The sequence below is a fragment of the Arthrobacter sp. D3-16 genome (genome assembly GCF_054408515.1).
Window position 1 is genome coordinate 304,547 of record NZ_CP096437.1, and the last position, 25,220, is coordinate 329,766.

The 25,220-nt window shown below is 65.4% G+C and carries 26 protein-coding genes; 17 read left to right on the plus strand and 9 right to left on the minus strand.

The features are described 5' to 3' along the window. Positions 1-18: 18 nt before the first annotated feature. Together M1D32_RS01480 and M1D32_RS01485 are read left to right on the plus strand one after the other, a co-directional pair. Positions 19-1,488: an HNH endonuclease signature motif containing protein gene (locus M1D32_RS01480; protein ID WP_458780609.1), complete on the plus strand. Its 1,470-nt coding sequence runs from the start codon at positions 19-21 to the stop codon at positions 1,486-1,488. Between the two features lie 39 nt (positions 1,489-1,527). Next, positions 1,528-1,746 carry a hypothetical protein gene (locus M1D32_RS01485; protein WP_458780610.1) on the plus strand — a complete coding sequence of 73 codons (219 nt, stop codon included), beginning with the start codon at positions 1,528-1,530 and terminating at the stop codon, positions 1,744-1,746. A gap of 84 nt (positions 1,747-1,830) precedes the next feature. Here the strand turns inward: M1D32_RS01485 and M1D32_RS01490 are convergent, their stop codons facing one another. From M1D32_RS01490 to M1D32_RS01500, 3 genes are all read right to left on the minus strand, one after another. Next, entirely contained in the window at positions 1,831-4,191 is a 2,361-nt protein-coding gene (locus M1D32_RS01490) for an FdhF/YdeP family oxidoreductase (protein ID WP_458780611.1), read from the minus strand. Positions 4,192-4,294: 103 nt separating this feature from the next. Further along, positions 4,295-4,915, minus strand: coding sequence for an MBL fold metallo-hydrolase (locus tag M1D32_RS01495; protein ID WP_458780612.1), 621 nt, complete (start codon positions 4,913-4,915; stop codon positions 4,295-4,297). After that, positions 4,912-6,018 (minus strand): S-(hydroxymethyl)mycothiol dehydrogenase, encoded by a 1,107-nt coding sequence (locus M1D32_RS01500; protein WP_458780613.1) that lies wholly within the window; start codon positions 6,016-6,018, stop codon positions 4,912-4,914. The genes M1D32_RS01495 and M1D32_RS01500 overlap by 4 nt, the downstream gene beginning before the upstream one ends. 464 nt (positions 6,019-6,482) lie before the next feature. Between M1D32_RS01500 and M1D32_RS01505 the strand changes: the two genes are divergently transcribed. The 6 genes from M1D32_RS01505 (at position 6,483) to M1D32_RS01530 (ending at position 12,207) form a co-directional block, all read left to right on the plus strand. Continuing rightward, on the plus strand, positions 6,483-7,886 hold the full coding sequence (locus M1D32_RS01505; protein WP_458780614.1) for an MFS transporter: 1,404 nt from the start codon (positions 6,483-6,485) through the stop codon (positions 7,884-7,886). Positions 7,887-7,942: 56 nt separating this feature from the next. Beyond that, entirely contained in the window at positions 7,943-9,196 is a 1,254-nt protein-coding gene (locus M1D32_RS01510) for an aminopeptidase P family protein (protein ID WP_458780615.1), read from the plus strand. 137 nt (positions 9,197-9,333) lie between these two features. Continuing rightward, positions 9,334-10,143 carry an IclR family transcriptional regulator gene (locus M1D32_RS01515; protein ID WP_458780616.1) on the plus strand — a complete coding sequence of 270 codons (810 nt, stop codon included), beginning with the start codon at positions 9,334-9,336 and terminating at the stop codon, positions 10,141-10,143. A gap of 9 nt (positions 10,144-10,152) precedes the next feature. After that, positions 10,153-10,971 (plus strand): HAD family hydrolase, encoded by an 819-nt coding sequence (locus tag M1D32_RS01520; RefSeq protein WP_458780617.1) that lies wholly within the window; start codon positions 10,153-10,155, stop codon positions 10,969-10,971. A 110-nt stretch (positions 10,972-11,081) separates the two neighbouring features. After that, complete coding sequence (locus M1D32_RS01525; protein ID WP_458780618.1) at positions 11,082-11,330, plus strand: hypothetical protein; 249 nt, start codon at positions 11,082-11,084, stop codon at positions 11,328-11,330. Between the two features lie 49 nt (positions 11,331-11,379). Further along, positions 11,380-12,207 (plus strand): glycerophosphodiester phosphodiesterase, encoded by an 828-nt coding sequence (locus M1D32_RS01530; RefSeq protein ID WP_458780619.1) that lies wholly within the window; start codon positions 11,380-11,382, stop codon positions 12,205-12,207. Between the two features lie 14 nt (positions 12,208-12,221). On the opposite strand, the gene M1D32_RS01535 is transcribed toward M1D32_RS01530, so the two are convergent. Continuing rightward, the gene (locus M1D32_RS01535) at positions 12,222-12,608 is read right to left on the minus strand and encodes a hypothetical protein (RefSeq protein ID WP_458780620.1); all 387 of its coding nucleotides are present in this window, start codon (positions 12,606-12,608) and stop codon (positions 12,222-12,224) included. 140 nt (positions 12,609-12,748) lie between these two features. On the opposite strand from M1D32_RS01535, the gene M1D32_RS01540 reads away from it, so the two are divergent. Continuing rightward, positions 12,749-12,985 carry a DUF6480 family protein gene (locus M1D32_RS01540; RefSeq protein ID WP_458780621.1) on the plus strand — a complete coding sequence of 79 codons (237 nt, stop codon included), beginning with the start codon at positions 12,749-12,751 and terminating at the stop codon, positions 12,983-12,985. A gap of 11 nt (positions 12,986-12,996) precedes the next feature. On the opposite strand, the gene M1D32_RS01545 is transcribed toward M1D32_RS01540, so the two are convergent. From M1D32_RS01545 to M1D32_RS01555, 3 genes are all read right to left on the minus strand, one after another. Further along, the gene (locus M1D32_RS01545) at positions 12,997-14,061 is read right to left on the minus strand and encodes an EAL domain-containing protein (protein WP_458780622.1); all 1,065 of its coding nucleotides are present in this window, start codon (positions 14,059-14,061) and stop codon (positions 12,997-12,999) included. 171 nt (positions 14,062-14,232) lie between these two features. Then, the gene (locus tag M1D32_RS01550; protein WP_458780623.1) at positions 14,233-15,765 is read right to left on the minus strand and encodes a putative bifunctional diguanylate cyclase/phosphodiesterase; all 1,533 of its coding nucleotides are present in this window, start codon (positions 15,763-15,765) and stop codon (positions 14,233-14,235) included. A gap of 18 nt (positions 15,766-15,783) precedes the next feature. After that, positions 15,784-17,421: an ATP-binding protein gene (locus tag M1D32_RS01555; RefSeq protein ID WP_458782255.1), complete on the minus strand. Its 1,638-nt coding sequence runs from the start codon at positions 17,419-17,421 to the stop codon at positions 15,784-15,786. A 231-nt stretch (positions 17,422-17,652) separates the two neighbouring features. Here M1D32_RS01555 and M1D32_RS01560 point away from each other — a divergent pair, with 231 nt between their 5' ends. The 5 genes from M1D32_RS01560 (at position 17,653) to M1D32_RS01580 (ending at position 21,566) form a co-directional block, all read left to right on the plus strand. Beyond that, positions 17,653-18,426, plus strand: coding sequence for a class I SAM-dependent methyltransferase (locus tag M1D32_RS01560; RefSeq protein WP_458782256.1), 774 nt, complete (start codon positions 17,653-17,655; stop codon positions 18,424-18,426). A gap of 135 nt (positions 18,427-18,561) precedes the next feature. Further along, a complete protein-coding gene (locus tag M1D32_RS01565) occupies positions 18,562-19,011 on the plus strand; it encodes a Rho termination factor N-terminal domain-containing protein (protein WP_458780624.1) in 450 nt (149 codons plus the stop codon). A 94-nt stretch (positions 19,012-19,105) separates the two neighbouring features. After that, positions 19,106-19,525 carry a hypothetical protein gene (locus tag M1D32_RS01570; RefSeq protein WP_458780625.1) on the plus strand — a complete coding sequence of 140 codons (420 nt, stop codon included), beginning with the start codon at positions 19,106-19,108 and terminating at the stop codon, positions 19,523-19,525. 19 nt (positions 19,526-19,544) lie between these two features. Beyond that, complete coding sequence (locus tag M1D32_RS01575; protein ID WP_458780626.1) at positions 19,545-20,354, plus strand: SDR family oxidoreductase; 810 nt, start codon at positions 19,545-19,547, stop codon at positions 20,352-20,354. Positions 20,355-20,444: 90 nt separating this feature from the next. Further along, on the plus strand, positions 20,445-21,566 hold the full coding sequence (locus M1D32_RS01580; protein ID WP_458780627.1) for a glycerate kinase: 1,122 nt from the start codon (positions 20,445-20,447) through the stop codon (positions 21,564-21,566). 32 nt (positions 21,567-21,598) lie between these two features. Here M1D32_RS01580 and M1D32_RS01585 read toward each other — a convergent pair whose 3' ends face one another. Together M1D32_RS01585 and M1D32_RS01590 are read right to left on the minus strand one after the other, a co-directional pair. Next, complete coding sequence (locus tag M1D32_RS01585) at positions 21,599-21,913, minus strand: LuxR family transcriptional regulator (RefSeq protein WP_458780628.1); 315 nt, start codon at positions 21,911-21,913, stop codon at positions 21,599-21,601. A 146-nt stretch (positions 21,914-22,059) separates the two neighbouring features. Beyond that, positions 22,060-22,557, minus strand: coding sequence for a DUF6328 family protein (locus M1D32_RS01590; RefSeq protein WP_458780629.1), 498 nt, complete (start codon positions 22,555-22,557; stop codon positions 22,060-22,062). Between the two features lie 209 nt (positions 22,558-22,766). Here M1D32_RS01590 and M1D32_RS01595 point away from each other — a divergent pair, with 209 nt between their 5' ends. The 3 genes from M1D32_RS01595 (at position 22,767) to M1D32_RS01605 (ending at position 25,167) form a co-directional block, all read left to right on the plus strand. Beyond that, positions 22,767-23,666 (plus strand): SDR family oxidoreductase, encoded by a 900-nt coding sequence (locus M1D32_RS01595; RefSeq protein WP_458780630.1) that lies wholly within the window; start codon positions 22,767-22,769, stop codon positions 23,664-23,666. 49 nt (positions 23,667-23,715) lie between these two features. Further along, entirely contained in the window at positions 23,716-24,087 is a 372-nt protein-coding gene (locus M1D32_RS01600; RefSeq protein ID WP_458780631.1) for a hypothetical protein, read from the plus strand. A 180-nt stretch (positions 24,088-24,267) separates the two neighbouring features. Next, a complete protein-coding gene (locus tag M1D32_RS01605; RefSeq protein WP_458780632.1) occupies positions 24,268-25,167 on the plus strand; it encodes a glycosyltransferase family 2 protein in 900 nt (299 codons plus the stop codon). The last annotated feature ends 53 nt before the right edge of the window (positions 25,168-25,220 follow it).

A 25,220-nucleotide genomic window follows, 5' to 3' on the forward strand; every position in this document is an offset into this window, starting at 1 on the left:
TTTGTCATGATTGGTTTTATGGGGAAAGCGGCGGTGGCGAAGGCGTTTGAGGACATCACTGCCGCTCTTGCTGTGCTCAATGCAGAGGCTGAGGGCTGTGGTTCGGAGGCGTTCTCCGCTGCTGATCCGCTGGCCGGCCTTGCCGATGGGTGCCTGGACATCCTTGCCGGGGCGCGGGTGGCGGAGGCCGGGTTCGCGGGTTTGAAGGCGCGGGCCGCCGTGAAGTATGCAGACACTGCGCAGGCCATCGCGCCGCCGGACGCACCGGTACAGGCGCTGGAAATGGCTGTCGCCGCGGAAATCGGCGCCCTTCTGCTCCTCGGTCCCCGGGCAGCCGGTGCGTTCCTGGCCGCTTCCCACGCCCTGTCGAAGGAGTTGCCGCTGACACTGTCGGCACTGCAGTCGGGGACAATCTCCTGGCAGCACGCCCTGGTCATGGTGGATGAGACCGCCACGTTGGACCCGGCCGGGGCCGCAGCCCTGGAGGCCCAGTTTCTGGACCCCGGCACACCGAAACCGGCCGCCGCGGCCCCGATCGGGGAGATGCCGGCGTACCGGTTCAAAGCGAAAGCCAAGACCTGGCGGGAACGCCACCACGCCGAGTCCATTGAAAAACGCCACGCCAAGGCCGTGGCGGACCGGCGGGTGGAATACCGGCCCGATCAGGACGGAATGGCCTGGCTCTCCGCCTACCTGCCCGCCGACCAGGCACTGGCTGGCTGGAACAAGCTCACCGCCGACGCACGGGAATTACAGGGCCCGAAAGAAACCCGGACCCTCACCCAGTTACGCGCGGACCTGTATGCCAAACTTCTCCTCGGCGAAACCACCACAGGCCGTGACGAAACAGCGGCTGGAACAACTGCCGGCACTTCATTGATCCGGGCGCAGGTGCTGGTCACCGTGCCGATGTTTTTCCTGCTGGGCCTGACGGACGAGCCGGCGATGCTCGACGGGTACGGACCCATCCCGCCGTCCGTGGCACGCAGGCTCATCGCCGACGGCGCCAGGTCGTTTTACCGGGTGCTGGTGGATCCGCGGGACGGGGCGCCGCTGGAGATCGGCCGGACCAGCTACCGGCTGACCAAGGCCATGCGGAACTGGCTCAGCTTGAGGGACGGCAAATGCCCGTTCCCCGGCTGCAGCAACAACTCCCTCGACAACGAAGCCGACCATCTCCTCGCCTGGCACAAAGGCGGCACCACCGGAATCAGCAACCTCGGACAACCCTGCCCGAAGCACCACAAACTCCGGCACACCGGCGGCTGGAAACCAACACCAGCCACCAAAAACGAACCACCCGGCTGGACCTCACCCACCGGCCGGCACTACAAAAGTGAACACCAAGACTGGGAACCACCCCACTGGCCGGAACAACTGCAGTCCGCGCCCGGGGATCTGCCGCGCGGCGACGTGGACCTTGTGCGCATCAATTTATCCCTCGGAGAAGACGGCATCGAGCGGTTCCTGCATGCCCGGGCCAATTGAACTCTTGCCCTCGCCTGCGTCCGGTGCTTGGCTGGTGGGATGGCTGATGAAGAGGTTTCCCAGAACATTCCCGACGACGAGCACCTGCGGCAGGACGTCGCACCAGAGCCCGAGGGAGAACCCCAAGGAGCTCAAGACAGCGGCTTTACGCCGGGTCAAACCAATGCGGGACAACAGGTCGGCGGGCTTGCTTCGGCCACCGGCTACGGCAAAGACCTCGACCCCGAAGCGCAGCCTGACGGAAACAACCCGGTGTAGGCGCGGCGATCCAAAGCGAAAAAACAGCGACGGCGACGTTCCGGCAGGTGCGGAATGTCGCCGTCGCTGTTCTCTGTCTTAGAACTAGCCCACTGCGGCGGGCTCCGGCTTGAGCTCTCCGACCGCCTCCACCTCGGCGGCATCCGCCAAATGGGGTTCGAAGCGGACGAACATGGCTTTGAAGCCGGGGGTGTTGGATTCGCGGGCGACGTTTTCCTTGTGGACCAGGGCGTTGGCTTCGGGGAAGTAGGCGGCGGCGCAGCCCTTTGCGGTGGGGTAGGCCACGAGCCGGAACTTGTCCGCCGTCCGGTCGTGGCCGCGGAAGGTGCTGACCACGTCCACGAGGTCCCTGTCTTTGAAGCCGAGTTCTGTCAGGTCTTCGGGGTGGATGAGGATCACGCGGCGGCCGCCGGAGATGCCGCGGTAGCGGTCGTCCAGGCCGTAATAGGTGGTGTTGTACTGATCGTGGCTGCGGATGGTCTGCAGGACCAGGTGCCCGGCCGGCGGGGTGAGGTACTCCAGCGGGCTGACGGTGAAGCGGCCACGGCCGATGTCGGTTTTGAAGGAGCGGGTGTCCCGGGGCGGGTTGGGCAGCACGAACCCGTTTTTGGTTCGGACCCGGGCGTTGAAGTCCTCGAAGCCGGGCAGGACGCGTTCGATGTGGTCCCGGATGACGTCGTAGTCCTCGGCCATGGCCTTCCAGTTCACGGGGTGGTCCGGGCCGAAGGTCGCCTCGGCCATCCGGGCGACGATGACGGGTTCGGCGAGCAGGTGTTCGGAGACCGGGGTGAGGCGGCCTTGGGTGGAGTGGACCACGGACATGGAGTCTTCCACGGAGAGGAACTGGGCGCCCTTGGGGTGCTTGTCGTCCTTGTCCGTCCGGCCGAGGGTGGGCAGGATCAGCGAGGTGCGGCCGTGGACGATGTGGGAACGGTTGGGTTTGGTGGAGATGTGCACGGTCAGCCCGATCCGCTGCATTCCGGCTTCGAGGGTTTCGGTGTCGGAGCAGGCGAGGGAGAAGTTCCCGCCCATGGAGACGAAGACGTCCACCTCGTCGCGTTCGAACGCTTCCATGGCTTCGACGGCGTCGTAGCCGTGGTGCCGCGGGGAGGTGATCCCGAACTCGGTATCCAGCGCTTCCAGGAGCCACTCCTTGGGTTTTTCCCAGATGCCCATGGTCCGGTCGCCCTGGACATTCGAGTGCCCGCGGACGGGGCAGGCGCCGGCGCCGGGCTTGCCGAAGTTCCCCTGCAGGAGCAGGACGTTGACCATTTCCTTGATGGTGTCCACCGAGTGCGGCTGCTGCGTCACGCCCAGCGCCCAGCAGAAGATCGTGGCCTTGGAGGCCACCAGCATGGAGGCAACCTTTTCGATGTGTTCCCGGGGCAGCCCCGTGGCCTTTTCCGTTTCGGCCCAGTCCAGCTCCTTGCGGGCGTCCCGGTAGGCGTCGAACCCGTCGGTCTGGGCGGCGATGAAGGAATGGTCGACGACAGTCCCGGGGTTCCGCTTTTCCTCTTCAAGGAGCAGGTGGCCCAGGGCCTGGAACAGGGCCAGGTCACCGCCGACCTTGATCTGCAGGTATTCATCGGCCAGCGGGGTGCCGCCGCCGACGACACCGGAGACGGTCTGCGGGTCCTTGAAGTTGAACAGGCCTGCCTCGGGCAGCGGGTTCACGGCCACCACCTTGCCGCCCTTGTCCTTGCATTCCTTCAGCGCGGACAGCATGCGCGGGTGGTTGGTGCCCGGGTTCTGCCCCACCACGAAAATCAGCTCCGAATCATGGATGTCATCCAGGGACACGGTGCCCTTGCCGATCCCGATCGTGGGGTTCAGGGCCGAGCCGGAGGACTCGTGGCACATGTTTGAACAGTCCGGCAGGTTGTTCGTCCCCAGCGCCCGGGCGAACAGCTGGTACATAAAGGCTGTCTCGTTCGCGGTCCGGCCGGAGGTATAGAAAACGCACCGGTCAGCCGTGGTGGCCCGAACGTGCTCGCCAATCAGCTCGAACGCCTCAGCCCAGGAAATCGGCGAATAGTGCGTCTCACCGGGCCGGATCACCACCGGTTCGCTCAGCCGGCCCTGATTGCCGAGCCAATACTCCGTCTTCTCCGACAGCTCCTTGATGGAGTGCTTCGCCCAGAACTCCGCGCCCACGGTCCGCAGGGTGTTCTCCTCGGCCACGGCCTTGGCGCCGTTCTCGCAGAACTCGGCCGCCTTGCGCTTCTTGTCCGATTCCGGCCACGCGCAGCCCGGGCAGTCGAACCCGCCGCGCTGGTTCAGCCGCAGCAGGGACTGGGCCGTCCGGGTCACCCCGGCCTGCGCGACGGCACGTTCCAGCGCCACCATCACGGCCTTGACTCCGGCCGCTTCGGTCTTGGGCTTGTGGACTTCGAGGTCGTCCTCGTTGATGTCCGCGACGGGCGCGGGCTGCTTACCGAACTTCATTGTTCCAACTTCCTTACCGGCATTACGTAGTTCTGACGCCAGCAAAGGCGCACCCAGGTTCCTGGCGCGCCTTTGCTGGACACTTCTGTTACTTCACTGGCTGCTACTGGGACACCTTCGCCAGCGTCTCCCGCTCAGCGCCGATGGTGGTGTTGTCGCCATGGCCGGTACGGACCACTGTCTCCGGCGGGAGGGTCAGCAGGCGTTCCCGGATGGAGGTGAGAATGGTGGGGTAGTCGCTGTAGGAGCGCCCCGTAGCGCCGGGGCCGCCGTTGAACAGCGTGTCCCCGGTGAAGACCGTTCCTTCACTTTCCAGGTAGAAGCAGGTGGAACCGGGGGAGTGCCCGGGCGTGTGGATGGCCCGCAAAGTTGTCCCTCCTACCTCAAAGACGTCGCCGTCGGCCAGTTCCCGGTCCGGCTTTGCATCCGGGTACACCTGTTCCCAGAGGACCAGGTCCTCCGGGTTCAGGTAGATCGGGGCGCCGACGGCCTCTGCTACCTCGCGTGCGGCGCCGATGTGATCGTTGTGGGCGTGGGTCTGAAGGATCGCTTTAACTTTCCGGCCACGGACCTGGTTGATGATCGCGGCGGCGTCGTGCGGCGAGTCGATGATCACGCATTCTTCGTCGTTGCCCACGATCCAGACGTTGTTGTCCACGTCCCATGTGCCGCCGTCGAGCGAAAACGTGCCCGAGGTGACCAGATTCTCGATCTTTACGCTCATGCCGGCACTCCCGCCGCGGGGATCTCAACAACCGAGCGCAGGACCTTGCCCTCATGCATCCTGGCGAAGGCTTCCTCCACCTGGTCAATGGTGATCCGCTCCGAGACGAAGGCGTCCAGGTCCAGGTTGCCCTGCTTGTAGTGGGACACCAGCATCGGGAAGTCCCGCGAGGGCAGGCAGTCGCCGTACCAGGAGGACTTCAGCGACCCGCCCCGGCCAAAGACATCCAGCAGCGGCAGTTCCAGCTTCATGTCCGGCGTCGGGACGCCTACCAGCACCACCCGGCCGGCAAGGTCGCGGGCGTAGAACGCCTGCTTGTACGTTTCGGGGCGGCCGACGGCGTCAATCACCACGTCAGCCCCGTTGCCGCCTGTCAGGGCACGGATGGCCTCGATGGGGTCTTCCTTGCTGGAGTCAATGCCGTGGGTGGCGCCCAAGGATTTGGCCATCTCCACCTTGTTCGCGTCAATGTCCACGGCGATGATGGTGGTCGCACCGGCCAGTTTGGCTCCGGCGATCGCGGCAATGCCCACGCCGCCGCAGCCGATCACAGCCACGGATTCGCCGCGCTTGACCTCGCCGGTGTTGATCGCGGCACCGATGCCGGCCATGACGCCGCAGCCGAGCAGGCCGACGGCGGCCGCATCAACCTCGGGGTCGACCTTGGTGCATTGTCCTGCCGCGACGAGGGTCTTCTCGGCAAACGCACCGATGCCCAGGGCGGGGGAGAGCTCGGTGCCGTCCTCGAGGGTCATTTTCTGGGTGGCGTTCGCGGTGTTGAAGCAGTACTGCGGCTGACCCTTGGCGCAGGCACGGCACTCACCGCACACGGCACGCCAGTTCAGGATGACGCGGTCACCCGGGGCCACAGAAGTGACGTCGGGGCCCACTGCGTTGACCACACCGGTGGCTTCGTGGCCCAACAGGAAGGGGAAGTCATCGTTGATGCCGCCCTGCTTGTAGTGCAGGTCCGTGTGGCAGACCCCGCACGTCAGGATATCCACCAGCGCCTCGCCTGGTCCCGGATCCGGGACCAGGATGGTCTCCACCGACACTGGAGCGTTCTTTTCCTTGGCAATAACTGCCTTGACTTTATGCACCATTAGCTGGGGTGTTCCTTTCCTAGTCCCGGGACTCTGGGGGCGGTGCCCCGGGCAGTTCGTTCGGCCCGAGTTCAGCCCGACTTCTTATTCTCATGCCTCAGGCGGGGTGGCGGATAGCCAGTCTGACGGCTTCGTGCAAATTGCGTATTACACAACAAGGTGCACATAGCGCGTACTGGAAATATGTCAGCCGCCACACGGGGTGTCAATAGAAGGCCCTGGTAGTGCACCGCGTCCGCCGCCAGTTTATAGCCGACTTTCTCTGCTCCCCGCAACGTGAAACCTCCACGTGCAACGGCGCCTATTCGCCCGCCCCAGCGTCCCTCCTCACCACCCATGCTGCTGGGAACCAGTAGAAGCTCTATTTCCAGGCTCGGCACGGACCATTGACTGTGGCCCTCATCACGCTTAGTATGTTGCAACAGCGTTGCGCTCAATGCAACCCCAAACAATTTGGTGGATCCATGAGTAACGAAACTTCCTCTCCCGCCCGCGGCCGGGGCACAGCCCCGGAGCTGGGTGGCAGCCAGCCCGGCTCGGCGTCCGGCGCCGGCACGCCGGGCGGGAACAAACCTGACCTTGCCGACAACGCCGTCAGCAAGGAAACGCGGCGCCGGGTCATCGCCGCCAGCTTCATCGGCAACTTTGTCGAATGGTTCGACTACGCCGTCTACGGCTACCTGGCCGTCACCATCGCGACAGTCTTCTTCCCGGAGTCCGATTCCCAGACCGGACTCCTCCTGACCTTCGCCCTTTTTGCGATTTCATTCCTGGTGCGCCCACTGGGCGGTTTCGTCTGGGGCCACATCGGCGACAAGGTGGGCCGGCGGACGGCCCTCTCCCTTTCGATCCTGATCATGTCCGGAGCAACTTTCTGCATAGCGCTGATTCCGGGCTATGACACGATCGGTATCTGGGCGCCCCTCCTGCTCCTGATGATCAGGGTGGTCCAAGGCTTCTCCGCTTCGGGAGAATATGCTGGGGCGTCCGCGTTCCTGGTGGAATACGCCCCGGCCAACAGGCGCGGCCTGTACGCCGCCGTGGTCCCGGCCAGCACCGCCGCCGGCCTGCTCCTCGGTTCACTGATCGCCGGTCTGCTGACAACCCTGCTCTCAACCGAGGCGATGCACAGCTGGGGCTGGCGGCTGCCGTTCCTGCTGGCAGCCCCGATGGGCCTGATCGGCCGGTACATCCGGACCAAGCTCGAGGACACCCCCGTGTTCCGCGAGCTGGCCGCGGAGGACCAGGCCGCCAAGGCGCCGGTATCCAGTCTCTTCCGGAACCACTGGCGGCAGCTGCTGCAAGCGGTCGGGGCAGTGCTGCTCAACGCCGTCGGCTTCTACGTGATCCTCAGCTACATGCCCACATACCTGTCCTCGGAACTGGGCCTGGGCGAAACCGAATCATTCCTGGCCACCACCATCGCGCTGATCACCTACATCGGCTTCATCTTCCTCACCGGGATGCTCTCGGACCGGTACGGGCGCAAGAAGGTGCTGATCAGCGCGTCGGTTGCCTTCATCGTCCTTACCGTCCCCGCATTCGCGCTGCTGGGAACCGGGAACTTCCTGGTCATCGTCCTGGTCCAGATCCTCCTGGGCGCCATGCTCACCCTGAACGACGGCACGCTCCCCAGTTTCCTCGCGGAAATGTTCCCCACCCGCGTCCGCTACAGCGGCTTTGCGGTCAGCTTCAACCTCTCCAACGCCCTTTTCGGCGGCACCGCCCCGTTTATGGCGACGCTGCTTATAGCTGCCACCGCCAGTGACCTGGCCCCGGCCTGGTACCTGGTGGCGGCCGCCGTCGTCTCCCTGATCGCCGTGGCCCTGTCCAGGGAAACCTGTAAAGAGCCCCTGCGCCACGAATAGCTTTCTTTCCAACCAACCGCACCTGAAGAAACGCACCATAGAAAGGCATCACCACGATGACCATCACCACCGAGAACGCAACCACCGTCGCCGAACTGGAGCGCACAAAGATCCTGAAGAACGGTGAGAAAGTCAGCCTCACCTTCTCCGACGCCGAGTTCGAACGCAGGCTCGCCGGGCTCCGCCTGATCATGGCGGAAAAGGACCTCGACGCCGTTGTCCTCACCAGCTACCACTCCATCAAGTACTACTCCGACTTTCTGTTCACCACCTTCGGCCGCTCGTACGGCATGGTGGTCACCAAGGATGACACCGTCACGGTCACGGCCAACATCGACGCCGGAATGCCTTGGCGCCGAAGCTACGGCGACAACATCGTCTACACGGACTGGCGCCGCGACAACTACATCTTCGCCATCCAGGAAGTCCTGCGCACCCGCGGCATCACCCCCCGCCGCCTCGGCGTCGAGGACGACTCGCTGCCGCTGGACAACCGCAACAAGATCCAGGCCGCTTTCCCGTCGGCCACCCTGGTGGACGTCGCCCAGGCAGCCATGCGCCAGCGCATGATCAAGTCCGCCGAAGAGATCGAGGTCATCAAGCATGGTGCACGCATCGGCGATCTGGGAGGCGAAGCCATCCGCAACGCCATCACCGCCGGCATCACCGAATACGAGGTGGCGCTGATCGGCACCGAGGCCATGATGCACGAGATTGCCCGCACCTTTCCGAACTCCGAGATCCGCGACACCTGGGTATGGTTCCAGTCCGGCATCAATACCGATGGCGCACACAACTGGGCCACCACCCGGAAGATCCAGGAACACGACATCCTGTCCTTGAACTGCTTCCCCATGACCTCCGGCTACTACACGGCCCTCGAACGGACACTCTTCTACGGCGAACCGGACGCCCGCTCGCTGGAACTGTGGAACATCAACGTCGAGGTCCACAGGCGCGGCCTTGAGCTGATCAAGCCCGGTGCGGTGTGCAAGGACATCGCCGCTGAGCTCAATGAGATCTACGTCGGCTACGGCCTGCTGGCCAACCGCACCTTCGGCTACGGACACTCCTTCGGCGTCCTGAGCCACTACTACGGCCGGGAAGCCGGGCTGGAACTCCGCGAGGACATCGACACGGTACTCGAACCAGGCATGGTGGTGTCCATGGAACCGATGATCACGGTCCTCGACGGCCAGCCGGGCGCCGGCGGTTACCGCGAACACGACATCCTGGTGGTGGGAGAGGACGGGGCGGAGAACATCACCAAGTTCCCGTTCGGCCCTGAGTACAACATCATCGGCGCCTAGTTCCGCCAGGCCCGTTCCCTGGCGTCGAAGGCGCGGCCAGGGAACGCGGCCGTGGACCCGGACAGGGCCCAAACCGGAAGCGGCGCCATCATCATGGCGCCGCTTCCGGCGCCCGCTAAGGAATGATGGGTAGCACCATGAGCGCAACAGAACCCGAGACTACAGGCAACGGCGACAGCAAGGGCGCCTCCGTGATCGTCAACGCGATCGCCGTCCTCCGCACCTTCACCGCGGACGAACCACTCCTGGGGGTCACCGAGATCGCCAACCGCGTGGGGCTCCATAAAAGCACCGTCTCGCGGATCCTGGCCACCTTCGAACAGGAACACCTGGTGGAACGCGACGCGGAGACGCGCCGCTTCCGGCTGGGACTAGGACTGATCGCTGTGGCCGGCCCCCTGCTGGCCGAACTGGAGGAGCGGCGCGTCGCCTACCCCGTGCTCCGCGAACTGTCAGAGCAGACAGGCGAAACCAGCGCCCTCATGGTCTGGAGCGGTGACGAATCCATCTGCGTCGAGCAAATCGCCAGCCACCACCAGATCAAGCACACCACCCCGCTGGGCGCCCGGTACAACGATGCCCTCAGCGCCTCAGTCCAGGTTTTCCTTGCGCAGGAACCCGAAGGCCGGGTCCGTTCCCTCCTCAACAGCGGTGCCATCACCTACCCCGGCTTGGATGAGTCCAGTATGGACGCCTACCTGGTCCGGCTGAAGGACGACCTCCGTCGCGGCTGGGCCATCAATTACGGGGAAACCTCCATCGACGAAGTGGGCCTGGCAGCGCCTGTCTACGATCATCGCGGCGAGGTGGTGGCCGCGGTCCTGATCCCGGCGCCACGGTTCAGGGTGTCCCAGGACCGGTTGACGGCGCTCGGTGAATCCTGTGCCGCCGCGGCGGCCAAGGTCACTGCCCGGCTGGGCGGCAGGGCGCGGGGCGCCGCCACGTAGACTGGCAGGATGCGGTTGGTAGCCAGTGACATTGACGGAACGATCCTTGGGCACGATGGAAAGATCAGCGACCGCACCGTCCGTGCGTTCCATGCCTGCCGTGACGCCGGCGTTGAACTCGTTTTTGTCACCGGCCGGCCGCCGCGCTGGCTCCACCCCCTGCAGGACCAGCTGGGGCATGCCGGGACCGTCATCTGTTCCAACGGTGCCGTGGTCTGGGACCTTGAGGCCGAACAGCTGGTGTCCGCCCGCACCCTGGCCATCGACTCCGTGCTGGAGGTCCGCCGCATCATCAAGGAGCTCCGCCCGGCCGCCCTCTTTGCCGCGGAGACACTGACAAGCTTCCACCTCGAGCCCGGCTTCATCGAAAACGGCTCCTCCGAACTGCTCTCGGAATTCACCCCGGCGCCGTTGGCCGAAACCCTCACCACGGACGACGCCGTCGTGAAGTTCCTGGCGATTGTCCGGGAGGGGACGGCGGACGACTTCCTGGCGGAGGTCAGGCCCGCCGTCGAACATCTGGCGGCCGCCACGCACTCGTCGCCCGGCGTCTCCATGCTGGAGTTGTGCCTGCCGGGCGTCAACAAGGCCGTGACGCTGGCGGAATACGCTGCCGCGCTGGGCATTGACGCCGCCGATGTTGTGGCGTTCGGGGACATGCCGAACGATATCGAGATGCTCCGCTGGGCCGGCCACGGCTACGCGATGGCCAGCGGCCACCCGGAGGCAATCCGCGCCGCCGGGCAGCAGGCACCGCACTTCGACGACGACGGCGTGGCCCAGGTCCTGGAGGCCCGTCTGGCGTCCCTGGGCGTCAAACTTCCCTGATCCAGCGGGACATCGGCTAATTTCCAGCTGACGCTCACCTTGTGTTCACTTTTGCTCCCTACCGTGGAGTAAGGGGACCAAGAGCTCCCCTTTCGGCTCAAGGGGTAACGATGGCAAAAAACGTCAAGCACGACACTGTTGATGTGCCGCTGCGCAGGGCAACCCCCGCGCCGCATTGGAAGCAGTTGCGCCAGGGCGACCGCGTCCGCGTGGTCTTCACGCCCGGCTTTGAAAGCGGGGGCCTGGTGGACGCCATCACCGGCGACCATGCCGCGGTGTGGATAAACCTCGACGGCGGCCGCGGCCGCACGCTGCTGCACTGCAGCGACAGCGTGGAGATCCTTCCCGAAGAGGAATAGTCCGGCCAGGGCAGGCTGCGCGTCCCGGCGGCTCCGGTACGCTCGCAGGGTGAGTTTGCCGTTCTTCACCAGCCCGGACAACACCGGCCGCCAGCTGCCTGTCGCCATGGCCCACCGCGGGTTTTCCCGGGAGGGGCTGGAAAACTCGATGGCCGCGTTCCACGCCGCCGTCGACCTCGGCTACCGCTATCTCGAAACCGACGTGCACACCACCGCGGACGGGGTGGTGCTCGTCTTCCACGATGACACCTTGGACCGGGTGACGGACGGAAGCGGCCGGATCGCCGCGCTCACCGCCGGTGAAGTAGCCCGCGCGCGCATCAATGGCCACGAGCCAATCCCGACCTTTGACGATGTGATCACCGGGCTGCCCGGGGCCCGCTTCAACGTTGATGTTAAGGACTGGAACTCCGTCCGGAGCCTGGCTGCCGCCATCGAGCGGCACCAAGCGCATTCCCGCGTCCTGGTCACCAGTTTCTCGGACCGGCGGCGGCGCGCGGTGCTGAAGCTGCTGAGCCGCCCGGTGGCCTCGTCGGCCGGAGTTGTTCCGGTGGCTTTGTTCACAGTGCTCGGCCGGGTGCTTCCCGGACCCGCCTTCCGCTGGATCATGCGGCGGGTCCTGCGCGATGTCCAGGCGCTCCAGGTTCCGGTGCGGCGCGGGAGGATCGAAGTGGTGACGCCCGGTTTTGTCCGCCGCGCGCACGTCCTGGGCCTGGTGGTCCACGTCTGGACGGTCAATGACCCCGCGGAAATGCGCCGCCTGCTCCAGCTAGGGGTGGACGGCATTGTGACCGACCGCGCGGACCTCCTCCGGAATGTGCTGCAGGAACGCGGCGAGTGGCCGGGGCCACCGCAAGACTTGCCGCCGCGCTCCTGACGGAGCCTGCGCCGTTACGGTACCCCGGCGTCTCCCCCCGTTGGGGCTGCGGCACGTCCCGTGAGCCCTGTTGCCTCTGTGCTCGTCGTCCCGGCCTGGGCCGCCTTGCGGGCCTCGTCTTCGGAGGGGGCGTCGTCCTGGTCCGCTTCCCGTTCATCGACGTCCCCGCCGAGTGGGGCTTCGGACACCGGGCCCGGGGCCGCGCCGGCCTTTAGGCCGGGAGCCTTTTGCTTCTCCGCTTCCATGGCATTGGATCCCTCGCTGAGGGAGGAATGGACTTCCACGTCGTCATTGGGATCCGTGGGGTCAGGAACATTCAGTTTCTCAGTGGCCTTGCTTGTTCCGGCCAGGTCCTCCATGGCGTTCTCTGCTGCCTTGCCGATGCTGTCGCCGATACCCATGTGACTGCTCCTTCTGACATTGCCTGCCGGCCGCCCCACTGGACTTCCGGAACATTACACTTCCAGAATTATCAGCATGCTTACAATTAGTCCAGAGCCGCGGTGCGAGGCCACGGCCAGGCAGAGGAAGGACGAGCATTGTGAGCAGCTACCATCCGGAAAACGACCCCGCGAACCCTGACCAGCCTGGCAGGAACAAGCAGGGCGCCAACGACGCGGGCGCAGCACAACAGGGCGGGCGGGACTCGGCCGGTTCAGCGAATCCGGACCCGGCGGCAGGGAACGTGACGGGGCTGGAACCCGGCGGGGGAGTGCCCCCGGGTGAGACTCCTCCGGCGGAAGACCAGATGAGCGCCGACCAGGGGCACGATGAATAAGGCCTCCGGCCTCAGCGGGAGTCGCTGGGTGGGGCAGCCTTGCCGGACTTCTCGGGGCCGACGAGCTGCCGCTTGAGCCCGTCTTTATCCAGGCGGGTGTTCCAGCTTGCCCAGTCCTGGGGCCGAACCGATGGCCTGCCCAGAAGGTAGCCCTGGCCGGCGCTGATTCCAAGTTCCGTGAGGACCTTGAGTTCGCCGACAGTCTCGATGCCCTCAGCCACCAGGGTGGTGCCGATCTGCCCGGCAAAATCCACCAGGCAGGCGGCCATGGCCCGCTGGATGCCGTCCTTGTCGACGTCGCCGATGATATTCCGGCCCACCTTCAGGAAATCAGGCCGCAGGTGCACCATCCGGCTCAGTGCGCCGGCCTCCGGGTGGGTGTCGTCAACGGCGATGCGCAGGCCCTTGTCCCGCAGCGGGCTAACGGCGGCAATGAACTGCGGGTATTCCTCGTCGGTGATGGTCTCGGTCAGTTCCAGTACCATCCGGCTGATGGGGAGGTCAATGTGCTCGAACAGCTCCGGCAGGCGGGGGTCCAGGCATGACGTCGGCGAAATGTTGAGCGAAACGTAGAGGTCCTTCGGAAGGTCCCTGGCTGCAGCAGCCGCGGATCCGAGGGCGGAAAACTCGAGGTTTGCGCCCAGGCCCACCGCAGCGGCCTCCGCAAACCACAATTCCGCGGCAGCGCCATCGTCACTGACAAAGCGGGACAATGCTTCCACTCCCACCACGGATTCTTCCGCAAGCCCGTAAATGGGCTGGAAAGCCGTCATCAGCATTTGGCTGTCGAGCAAAGCGCTGATGCGTGACATGCTGCGAATCGCATCAATCTGTTCAGCGAGTCTTGGCGGAAGGGCGATGGATTCCAGGCGCATTTTCCTGGCGCTGTCCAGCGTCTCCTCAGTATTGGCGTCGCTGCGCCGGGTTTCGAGGAGATACTCCAGCAAAGCCCGTTCGGGCACGCCGGGATTCTCGTCGAGACTGTTGCTCAGCCGCTGACGTACGGCGGCCCCGGACGGATCCGGGTCCCCCAAAACAGCGGCGATGATTCCCCACGCCTGTACACGAACCGACATTAGCTACGCCCCCAGTTGACGAAGTAATGACCCAGTGGCCCTTTGTTGTTCAATTTCCAACCGCTTCTAAAGTCCTGTGCTGCTGATAGGCCGCGACATTCACGGCGACGAAAATCAGTCCCAGCACGATGATCGTATATCGGGGCGGACAAAAGCGCAGTACTTTTCCCTTTACTGGTTCGCGCTTTCCGGCTGGCCTGCCAGGAGTTCGGGAACCTGCGCAGGCGGAACGGGCCGGCTGAAGTAATAGCCCTGGGCGCTGAGGCAGCCCAGGCTGCGGAGTATTTCGGCCTGTTCGGCCGTTTCGACGCCTTCCCAGACCGCCTCCAGGCCGCAGGCGCGGACGAGTTGCAGGACTGCGGCCACCAGGGCCGGCTGGGTGGGGTCGGTGCCGAGGCCGCTGATGAGCGAACGGTCCACCTTTACGCGGTCCACCGGCAGCCGGCGGAGGTAGCTGATGGAGGAGTAGCCGGTCCCGAAATCATCGATCTCGATCCCCACGCCAAGGCCGCGCAGGCCGCCCAGCGAGTAGCGGTCCAGTTCGTTGCCCTTGACGATGGCCACTTCGGTCAGCTCCAGGACCACCTGCTCCGGCCGGACGAGGGTTTCCTTCAGGACATTCCGGACGTCCTCGATGAACTGAAGGCTTTGCAGGTCCGTGGCGGAGATATTGATGCGGACGGAGAAACGGCTGTCCACAAGGGAAGCGTCAATCCATTCCCGCAGCTGGTGCACCGCCGTGCGAAGCACCCACAGTCCAAGCACGGAGATCAGCCCGGCATCCTCTGCCAGTGGAATGAACTCGTCCGGCATGATGAGCCCGCGCGTCGGGTGGTTCCAGCGGACCAGGGCCTCCACCCCTTCGATCCGGCCCGAGCTGAGTTCCACCACGGGCTGGTAATGCAGCGTCAGGCCGTCATTCCTGATGGCGGCCCGAAGGTCCTCCACCAGCTGGCTGCGGAGCCTGCGGACCAGCAGGAGGCCTGGTTCGAACCGGTGGAGCCGGTTCTGGCCTTCCGCCTTGGAGGCGTACATGGCGACGTCGGCCTCCATCAGCATGTCCTCGGGGGTCTGCCCCGCTCCGCCAACGCTCAGGCCGATGCTCGCACCACAGCGGATGCTTCGCCCCGGCAGTTCAATCGGTTCCTTCAACGCCGCAAGGATACGGTGGCCCACGATGGCTGCCTGGTCCGCGGAGACAGCCGGCATGACGATGGCGAATTCGTCCCCGCCGAGGCGTGCCACGACGTCGGTGGTGCGCACCGCAGCCCGGATCCGTTCCCCCACTTTGATCAGGACCTGGTCTCCGGCGGTATGGCCCAAGCTGTCGTTGATGGATTTGAAGGCATCGAGGTCCATCAGCAGGATGACCGGCCCTTCGGTGGCCTCGTCGTCTTCAATCGCGGCGCGCAAGGCCTCGATCAGTGCCGAGCGGTTGGCCAGGCCGGTCAGCGGGTCCTGCATGGCCATCTTCTGCATTTCCAGGTGGGCCTCGTGCAGCAGTTGCGTGCGCACCTGCACCCGCTGTTCAAGTTCCTCGTAGATGATCTGCAGGTCCTCGGCCAGCAGGTTGGTGCCCATGATGATGGCGTCAAGCTCGTCGCGGGCGTCGGATACCTCGATCCGGGAGCTGAGGTCTCCCGATGCCAGCCGGACTATGCCTTCCAGCAGCTGGGAGAGCCGGGGGTCGTTATCGGCAAACATCGGTCCTCCTTCCCCTGCTTAGTTGGCCTGGTTGCGGTCGGCATCCAGCGGAAGGCTGACGGTGACCGTTGTGCCGGCACCCAGGGTGGAGGCGACATCAATGTGGCCGCCATGGCGCGCCACGATGTCCTTGGTGATGGCCAGGCCCAGGCCGGTTCCTGGAATGGCTCCCGACATGGCGTTGGAGGCGCGGTAGAACCGGGTGAAAACGTGGTCAATTTCCTCGCTGGAGATGCCGATGCCGTTGTCCGCGACGCTGACGGTGGCCCATCTCGTTCCGTCGGCCGCCGCGTGGGATTCGCTGCCCACTTCGATCCGCCCCCCGCTGGGGGTGAACTTGATGGCGTTGGACACCAGGTTGGTGAACACCTGCTGGAGTTGTACCTCGTCGGCCAGGATTTCCGGATCCTCAGGGAGGGGGTCGACGGCGATGGTGACGTTTTGCAGTTGGGCCAAGGGGCGCAGCGCTCCGGCAACAAGGTCCAGCGTCTGCCCCAAACGAACCGGGGTGAGATGCATCAGATTGTCTTCAAGGCCGTTGCGGGAGACGCTCAGCATGTCCTCGATCAGCATCCGGAGCCGCTCCGTGTTCCGCACCACGATGTCCAGCATCTGGTGGACCTCGGGGGAGACCGGCTGCTCAGTGCTCTCCTGGATCATGTCCAGGTAGGCCATGATGGACGTCAGCGGCGTCCTCAGCTCGTGGTTGACGGTGGCAAGGAAGTCCGTTTTCGCCTTGTCGAGCTGTTGAAGCTGCTTAACCACCTGCTGCTGGCTGCTGATGAGGTGGCTTTGGATTAGCCCGTGGGCGGCGTTGCCCGCAACGTGCTGGATCAGTCCCAGCTCGGCGCGGGACCATCGCCGGGGCTGGTCCAGCCTGACGATCCAGATAATGCCCAGCGAGGAGCTTCCTTCGCCCATTGGCACGGCCAGCAACGATGCAGCCGGTGCCAGGCGCGGGGCGTCGGATGCTTCACCTGCCTTTGTGTCTTCTTCGGAGCCGTCGAAGGACAGGGTTTCAGCCGCCGCCCAGAGCATATTTGCTGTGTGCCTTGCTGATTCCTGATCCGGCAGGGCTTCTGCTGGGAGCTTCTCCAGTCCGGGCCTGGTCCACGTGGAGGTAATCGGGGGAACCCGCTCGTCCTCGAAGGTGGTGAGCCGGACATGGTCGGCCTTGAACGTCCGGCCGAACCCCTCTACGACAAGGGAAGCGATTTCCTGCGGATCGTTGGTGCCCCGGACAGCAGCGGACACCAGGCGGAGCTGCTCCCGGAGGCCTTCGGCTTCCTGCCGGGCGGCGGCGCGCCGGGACACTTGCGTGATGAGCGCAGTGGCACGGTGCACCAGTTCTTTGGGTGGCACAGGTTTGGCGATGCAGTCATGGATGCCGGGCGGCTGCATGGCTGCGAGCTCAGCAGGGCTGTCCAAGTCCACCATCACCAGGACGGGAGCTTCCGCTTCCACCGCGGAGAGCAACGTATCAACCACGATGACCGACGGCTCCCCTGCGGCAAGCAGGGCGGCAAGCGTGCCCGCATCCCCCGCGGTGCGGACCTCGTAGCCGGCATCACACAGCGCCTGCGCGTTCACCGCCAGCCTTCCGTCATCGGGGTCCGCCACAATAGCGGTGCGGGGCACGGTCGAGTCCCACGGCATGTCAGCCGTCACAATGCCCCCTTCGATCCCAGTTGAGTACATTGTAGGGCGACGACGGCTGGATGAACCCGCAGAAGGTGGACATCCCGCAAGAGTGACGAAACAACCGGCGCACGGACGGGCGCCGCACCGAAACCGGCGGCCTGTCACCCCGCTCCGTGGAGCAGACCCTATATTTGATCCGTGTCCTCCCCAGCGAAATCAGTGCGCTCTGCCTGGCAGAAGTACCTGATGATCCCCAAACTCGTCCGGCTGTCCCGTTCCGCGCACAAGGACCGGCCTGTCGCGTGGGACAGGTACTGGGCGGGCATCAAGGTGACCGGTGCCGGCAGCGAGGTCCTCTGGGACTCAGGCAGGGACAACGAATTCCTGGGATACAGGGATGTGCTGGTGCGCCACCTGGACCCGGAACTGCCCGTGGTGGACGTGGGATGCGGCCACGGCAGCTTTACCCGTGCCCTGGCCGGTGTCTTCTCCGAGGTGGTGGGCGTGGACGTATCCGCCCACGCTGTCGCCCGTGCGCGCAGGGAAGGCAGGGTGGAGACCAGCACCGCGGAACGCGTCCGCTACGAGGTGCGGGACATGACGGTGCCCGGCGCAGGAAACGGTTTGGCGGACGAACGCGGGGCCAACATCTTCATCCGCGGTGTGCTCCACGTGCTGGCCCCGGATGACCAAATGGCACTGGTGGAAAATCTTCGGCTGCTGGCCGGCCCGGGCGGCACCGTATTCCTGGCCGAAACCAACTTCCAGGGGAACCCCGTTGATTATGTTTCCCACCTCGGCGCAACTGCCAAGGCGATCCCGGCGCCGCTGGAACGCGCCATCCGCGAACTGCCCATGCCCGGCCGTTTCGGTCCGGCTGAACGGGCGCTTGTTCTCCCCAACGATGCCTGGGAGCTCCTCGAAGAGGGCGCCGTGGCCATCGAAACGAATCCGATGACAGAGGTGGCTGCGCAAAGCTTGGTCCCCGGGTACTACGCGGTGGTGCGTTCCCGGCCCTAGCCCTGCCGAGCCAGGCGGCGGTACAATCTGCATCCGCGCCGCTCCCTTGAGCCTGACCCCTTGACATGGAGGCGGATCGGGAGGCTACATAGTAAGTAGACTTACTAGTTATCTCCAGGGGAAAGGATGGCTGCTATGGCACAGGACAAAGGCAGTAAGGCCCGCGAGGCCGAGGCGGACCGGGATGATGAAGACCTGGCCGCCGGCCCGGATGGCGGGAAGGTCCGCACGGGCCCGGAATCATCCAAATCACTGAAGTATTCGCAGGAGGTCACCTCAACGGACGACGAACCGGAGCGTGAGGGCAGGAGCCTTGTTACCACGCACCATGAAGTGATCAGGCAGTGGGCGGAGGAGCGCGACGGCGTGCCGGCCACAGTGGAGGGCACTGAGCACGGTGACCACCTTGGAGTGCTGCGGATCGACTTTGGCGGCGAAAACGACAAGCTCCGCCACATCAGCTGGGAAGAATGGTTTGAAACCTTCGACGCCCGCCAGCTGAACTTCATTTACCAGGAACAGCGCAGCGACGGCCAGCAATCCAACTTCTTCCGGCTGGAAAACCCCGGCCGGGAAGACGCCTAAGCCGCATCCGTCCAGCCGTACCCCGCAGACCAGCCACCGGACCACCTCCGGCGCCGTCCCGTCGTCGGCAGGCGCAAAACCAACAGGAACAACCATGCGCGAACTAATCCCATCCGGTTCCCTCCGCGGGATGCTGCTGCCGCCAACGTACGGCCGGCATGTCACGGACAACACCGCATTTACCGTCTTGTCCGTCGAGATCTGGGCCACGGGCCTGGTGGTCAACATCCAGCTCGCATCTGACGGCGAACCGGAGCCCAACATCATCCTCCAGGACCATTTCGGCACCGAGTATTCGCTGCGCAGTTCAGCGATTCTGGGCTCCCGGAATCTGCAGGTTTTCACTCCGTCGGTGCCCCCGGGAACCAGGAGCCTGACCGTCAGGTCGGCTGACGATGCCCAGGCCAGGCCTGTTGTCACCTTCGCCGTCCCGCTCATGGCCGTACGGGATGCCCCGGCCGATTCGGAAGACTCCGGCTACCCTTCGCAGCCGGAACTCCGCCGCCCCGCCTGATCATTCACAAGGAGCCACCATGCAGGACACCACAGGGTTCAGCCCCGCCACCGCCATCGTCACCGCATCAGACTCCGGCATCGGCAAGGCCACAGCCGTGGCGCTCGCCCAAGCCGGTATGGACGTAGGCGTGACCTGGCATTCAGACAAGGCGGGCGCCGAAGCGACCGCTGAGGAAATCCGGGGCCTGGGACGCAAGGCGGTGGTTCGGCAGTTGGATACCACCGAGCTCCGGGGTGCCGGTGGCGTCATCGAGGAACTGGCCGAGGAACTGGGCGGCGTGGATGTGTTCGTCAACAATGCCGGGACCGGAGACGGCACCAAGTTCCTGGACCTCGACGTCGACACCTGGATGCAAACCCTGGACACCAACCTCAACGGTGCGTTTGTCTGTATGCAGGCGGCCGCCCGGCGCATGGTCCAGGCAGGGAGGGGAGGCCGGCTTATTGCCGTGACCAGCGTCCACGAGTTCCAGCCGAGGGTGGGTTCATCTGCCTACGACGCTTCCAAGCACGGCCTGGGCGGCCTGATGAAAACGCTGGCCCTGGAACTCGCCGAGTACGGCATTACGGCCAACAGTGTTGCCCCCGGTGAGATAGCCACGCCCATGACGGGGCAGGAGGACGAGGATCCGACGGCGAAGGACCGTCCGGGGGTCCCGCTGGGCAGGCCGGGGGACGCGCGGGAAGTGGCTGCCGTCATCGCGTTCCTCGCCTCGCCGGCCTCAAGCTACGTCACCGGAGCCTCCTGGGCGGTGGATGGCGGGATGCTGCAAATGGGCCCGCAGGGCGGTTCGCATATCACCAGCCACGAGTGGCGTGAAGGGTAGGCATTCCGACCAAGCGTCCTGAAAGAAAGCGCTTGTCCGTATTACCTGCGGGCAAGCGCTTTCCTCTACGGGGCTGGCATGATGGACCCCATGCGCATTCTTATTGCTCCGGACAAGTTCAAGGGTTCCCTCACGGCTGCCGAAGCAGCTGCCGCCATCGCTGAGGGCGCGCTGCGCGTCTACCCCGACGCCGTCGCCACGCAGTTCCCCATCGCTGACGGTGGCGAAGGCACCTTGGAGGCTGCCGTCGCCGCCGGGTACGAGGAGCGGATCAACGCGGTGGTGGGTCCCATCCTCGCCCCGGTCGGCGCAGCCTGGGCTATCCGGAAGGGCGGCGGCAAGGTCACCGCCGTCATTGAAACAGCGCAGGCGTCCGGCCTGGCGGAGATGGAGCCTACTCCGGCGAACGCGCTCCGGGCCCACAGCTACGGCTGCGGACAGTTGATCGCGGCAGCGCTGGACGCCGGTGCCACCGAGATTGTGCTGGGCCTGGGCGGATCGGCAATGACCGACGGCGGCAGCGGCGCCCTGCGCGCCCTGGGCCTGAAACCGCTCGACTCAGCCGGAAACGTGGTCCCGCTCGGCGGCGGCTCACTCGCGGACGTCGTGACGCTGGACTCCTCGGGGCTGGACCCGCGGCTGGCAGCCACCCGGTTCCGCATCGCCGTCGACGTACGTAATCCCCTCTACGGGGCGCTGGGCGCCGCGCACGTCTTCTCCCCGCAAAAGGGCGCGGACGAAGAATCCGTGGAACTGCTCGACGCCGGGCTCCGCAACTGGGCGTCCCTGCTCCGGGAGGCCACGGGCCGGGACGTCAACATCGAGGGGGCAGGCGCTGCCGGCGGCTTTCCGGCGTCGTTCCTTGCCTTTACCGACGCTGCGCTGGAGGGCGGCTTCGCGCTGGTGGCCGGGCTGACCGGCCTGGCGGACCAGCTGTCCGGAGCGGACCTGGTGATCACCGGTGAAGGCTCCATGGACGTCCAGTCGCTGACCGGGAAAGCCCCGATTGCGCTCGCGGACGCGGCCCGGGAGCGGGGCATCCCGGTGATCGTGGTGGCCGGCAGGATTTTGGTGACTCCTGAAGACCTTGCCGGGCACGGCGTGGTCGCGGCGGCGCAGCTGCTGGACGTGGCGTCCGGCCCGGAGGATGCGGTGGCCAACGCCGCCAAGTACCTGGCCTGGGCAACAAGCCAGGTACTTGAAGGCGCGTAACCAGCCGTAGCGCCGGGCCGGCGCCTGAGCGCCTAGACGATGGTCTTGTTGCCCCGTCGGCGGTTCCAGATGAAGATCGCGATCAGCGTCAGCAGGATGACACCGCCGACAACCCAGGGGGTGTTGTCGGTGCGGGTCGACTCGTTCTGGGCCGACTCACCCGTTCCGGGATTGGCCGGGCCGGTGGAGGCGGTATCCCCGGGGGAAGGCGTGGGCGATGCAGCGGTAAGCGCAACTGAGGTTCCCGCCCGCTCTGCGGCCGGGGAAGCCTGGGCGGCGCCGACCGAAAGAGCCGGTGCGGTAAGCAGCAGCAGGGCCACCAGGGCAGTTCTCAAAAATGCTTTCATAACGTTCTCCTGTCGTTGTCATCGGCTGGTTGTCCGGCCGCGTGGCTGGTAAGGGGCGCATGGCTGCAGCTGGCCGAAAGGGCGCAGGTTATGGCCTCCGCGGCAGGGGCACACAGCGGCGCCGTGCTGCCCTCCGGCGGTTGTTATTACCTGGCCGCTTCAGCCCGCTTGTTCAGGTGGATGGGGACGTAGACCAGCAGGACCACCATCACGGCCATCAGCGCACCGCCGGCAGTGAGGCCTGCTGAGCGTCCGGCGGTCACGTCGAAAACCAGGGCAGCAGTCCCGGCACTCAACAGCGCGATTCCGGCAAGGGTCATCTTGGCGATGGTGTCCCCACTTGAGACCAGGGTTTCCTTGAGCCGCTTCCGGAAGAGCCGCCGGTGAACACTCACCGGCAAAAGGATGAGGGCAGTAGTGAGCGCAGCGATCACCACATTGGTCAGATAGAGGACAATCTGGAAGTCGTCAAGGTCTTCGAACCGCTCCTGGAAGGGCAGTGTCAGCAGGAAGCCGGCCAGGATCTGTACGCCCATCTGCAGCACCCGCATCTCTTGGAGCAATTCCGCCCAGTTGCGGTCCAGTTGTTCCTCGCGGGTCTCATTCCTGCCTGTCCGGCCGGTGTAATCCTCCACATCCGACATTGCCTCTCCTTCCTGCGCCATCCTGGCCTGGCTACCTTTCTACTCCCTAGGTACCCAGAATCCGGGACAACGTTGCGTCCCCGTCCACATTTGATAAGTTTACTGATTATTCGCACCGAACGGTGGACTTTGCTCCTCCGGCCGGGATAGCTTCGAAGGGCCGGTGCACGGCTGGGCCCTCGAAAACCGACACACTGAGTAGGCGGACTATGAGCGACACGGACAAGCAGACAGACCAGCCAAAGGATCCCCGGGGCGGCTACCACGCAGGCCCGTTCCCCGAGCAGGAGCAGAAGCAGCCCGGCCTGACGGCGCCCATGGAGCCCAAGCCGGACCACGGGGAACTCAGCTATGAGGGGCACGGGAAGCTGCAGGGCAAGGCGGCACTCATCACGGGTGGGGATTCGGGCATCGGCAAGGCGGCTGCCATCGCCTTCGCACGTGAAGGCGCCGACGTCGCCATCTCCTACCTTCCCGAAGAGGAGGAAGACGCCCAGGACACCGCGGACTGGATCCGCAAGGCAGGCCAGCGCGCCCTCCTCTTTGCCGGTGACGGCCGTGAAGAGGAGTTCAGCACCCGGATTGCTGACGAAACGGCAGCCGAGTTCAGCCGCCTCGACGTGGTGGTGCTGAACGCGGCCTACCAGAAGAACCGCGAGAGCCTGGAGACCCTGCCCACAGAGGAATTCGACCGGGTCTTCAAGACCAACCTGTACTCGCTGTTGTGGACGGCACGGGCCGCCATCCCGCACTTGAAGGCCGGCGCCTCGATCATCACTACGTCATCCGTCCAGGCCTTCGACCCTTCGCCGGGCCTGATCGACTACGCCATGACCAAGGCGGCGCAGGTGGCCTTCACCAAAGCACTGGCCCAGGAACTTGGCCCCAAGGGAATCCGCGTCAACGCCATAGCTCCCGGACCCATCTGGACCCCGCTTATTCCAGCTACCGAGTGGCCAGACAAGCTGCCGAAGTTCGGCCAGAACACACCGCTGGAGCGGGCCGGCCAGCCCGCAGAGCTTGCCGCGGCCTACGTCCTGCTGGCCTCGGAAGACGGATCCTACATTTCGGCCGCCGTGCTGCCGGTGACGGGCGGCAAGGCGCTCTAAGCAGCCACCCCCGCAGTTCAGCTTCATCCAACGGACAACAGGAGGAACCATGACACAGGAAAACCAGCATGCCCAGCCGGAAACGGACCCGGGCGGATACGGCACTCCCACCGCCGAGCAGGAAATGGGCGGGGCACAGGCCTCCGCGGGTGGCGCGGACACTGGCAGCACGGGCGAGACGGCCAGTGTAGGCACGAACGAGCCGCAGTCCGGGACCAGTGAGGACCCCGTGCCGCGCGACGTGGACCTTCCCTCCGGGGAAGCTGAACTTGATGAAGGGAACGACGATTCCCAGGGGTCGGCCCCGGTGTCCTCCGAGCCCGGGCAGGAAGCCGCCGGGATCCCGGACGGCAGCGGCAACGACCTGCCGGAGGAGAAATCACCCAACGACGACGGCGGCGAGAGCTTCGACGCCGGGTAACCGGCATCGGTGCTCTGTCCAGGGCGGTGCACCCCCCGCTGAAGGCCTCCGCCCCTGCCTCCCAAGTGGCAGCGGGTGGAGGCCTTTGCCATGCCCCGGGCATACATTGCGGTGATGTGGGTACAGAACCAGCGAACCCCATTCACTATCAATGCCGAGGCAGGCACCAGGAGGTGGGCTGTGAGCAGGAGATCATCAGAACAGTGGGCACGGCGTGTTGAGGTGCCGGACAGCGTGACGGTTGACGTGCTGGTTCCCACCTGCAACCGCCCGGCGGAACTGGCCGTGACTCTGGCAGGCCTGGCCGGGCAGGCTGACCCTGCATTCCGCGTGGTGGTCAGCGACCAGTCCACTGATACCCCTGGCTGGGAACATCCGGCAGCCGCTGCGATGGTGCGGGTCCTCGAAGCCCAGGGCCGCCCGGTCGTGCTGCTCCGCCACCTGCCGCGGCGCGGACTCGCGGAGCACCGCCAGTTCCTGCTGGATCAGTCGACGGCGGAGAAGTGCCTTTTCCTTGACGACGACATCTGGCTGGAACCGGGTGCCCTCGAGCGGCTCAGCCGCGCACTGGACGAGCTGGGCTGCGGCTTTGTGGGGATGGCTCCGCAGGGCTTGTCCTACCTTGACGACAGGCGGCCGGAGCAAACGGCCGGTTTCGAGGCCTGGGACGGTCCCGTGGCCCCGGAACGCATTCGTCCCGGGGCTCCCGGGTTCGATCGGTGGCCCCTCCACAATGCTGCCAACCTCAGCCACATCAGCGCTGACCTGTCCCTCAAACCGGGGGAGTGGGTACCCTACCGCGTGGCCTGGCTTGGCGGATGCGTGCTCTACCGGCGGGAAGCCCTCAAAACAGCAGGAGGCTTTGCCTTCTGGAAAAGCCTTCCGGTTGACCATGCCGGGGAGGACGTCGTGGCCCAATGGCAGGTCATGGAAAGGTTCGGCGCCGCCGGAATCCTGCCCTCCGGGGCTGTCCATCTGGAGTCCCCCACCACGGTGACGGACCGCAGGGTGGAGGCGTACGACGTCGTACTCCTCAGGAATTCGCCCGCGTATGCAGGGAACACCGCCGAGGGAGACTAAGCAGGGGGCCCCGCCGGCCCTCCCGCCCGCAGGGCAGGCGACGTATCCTTAAA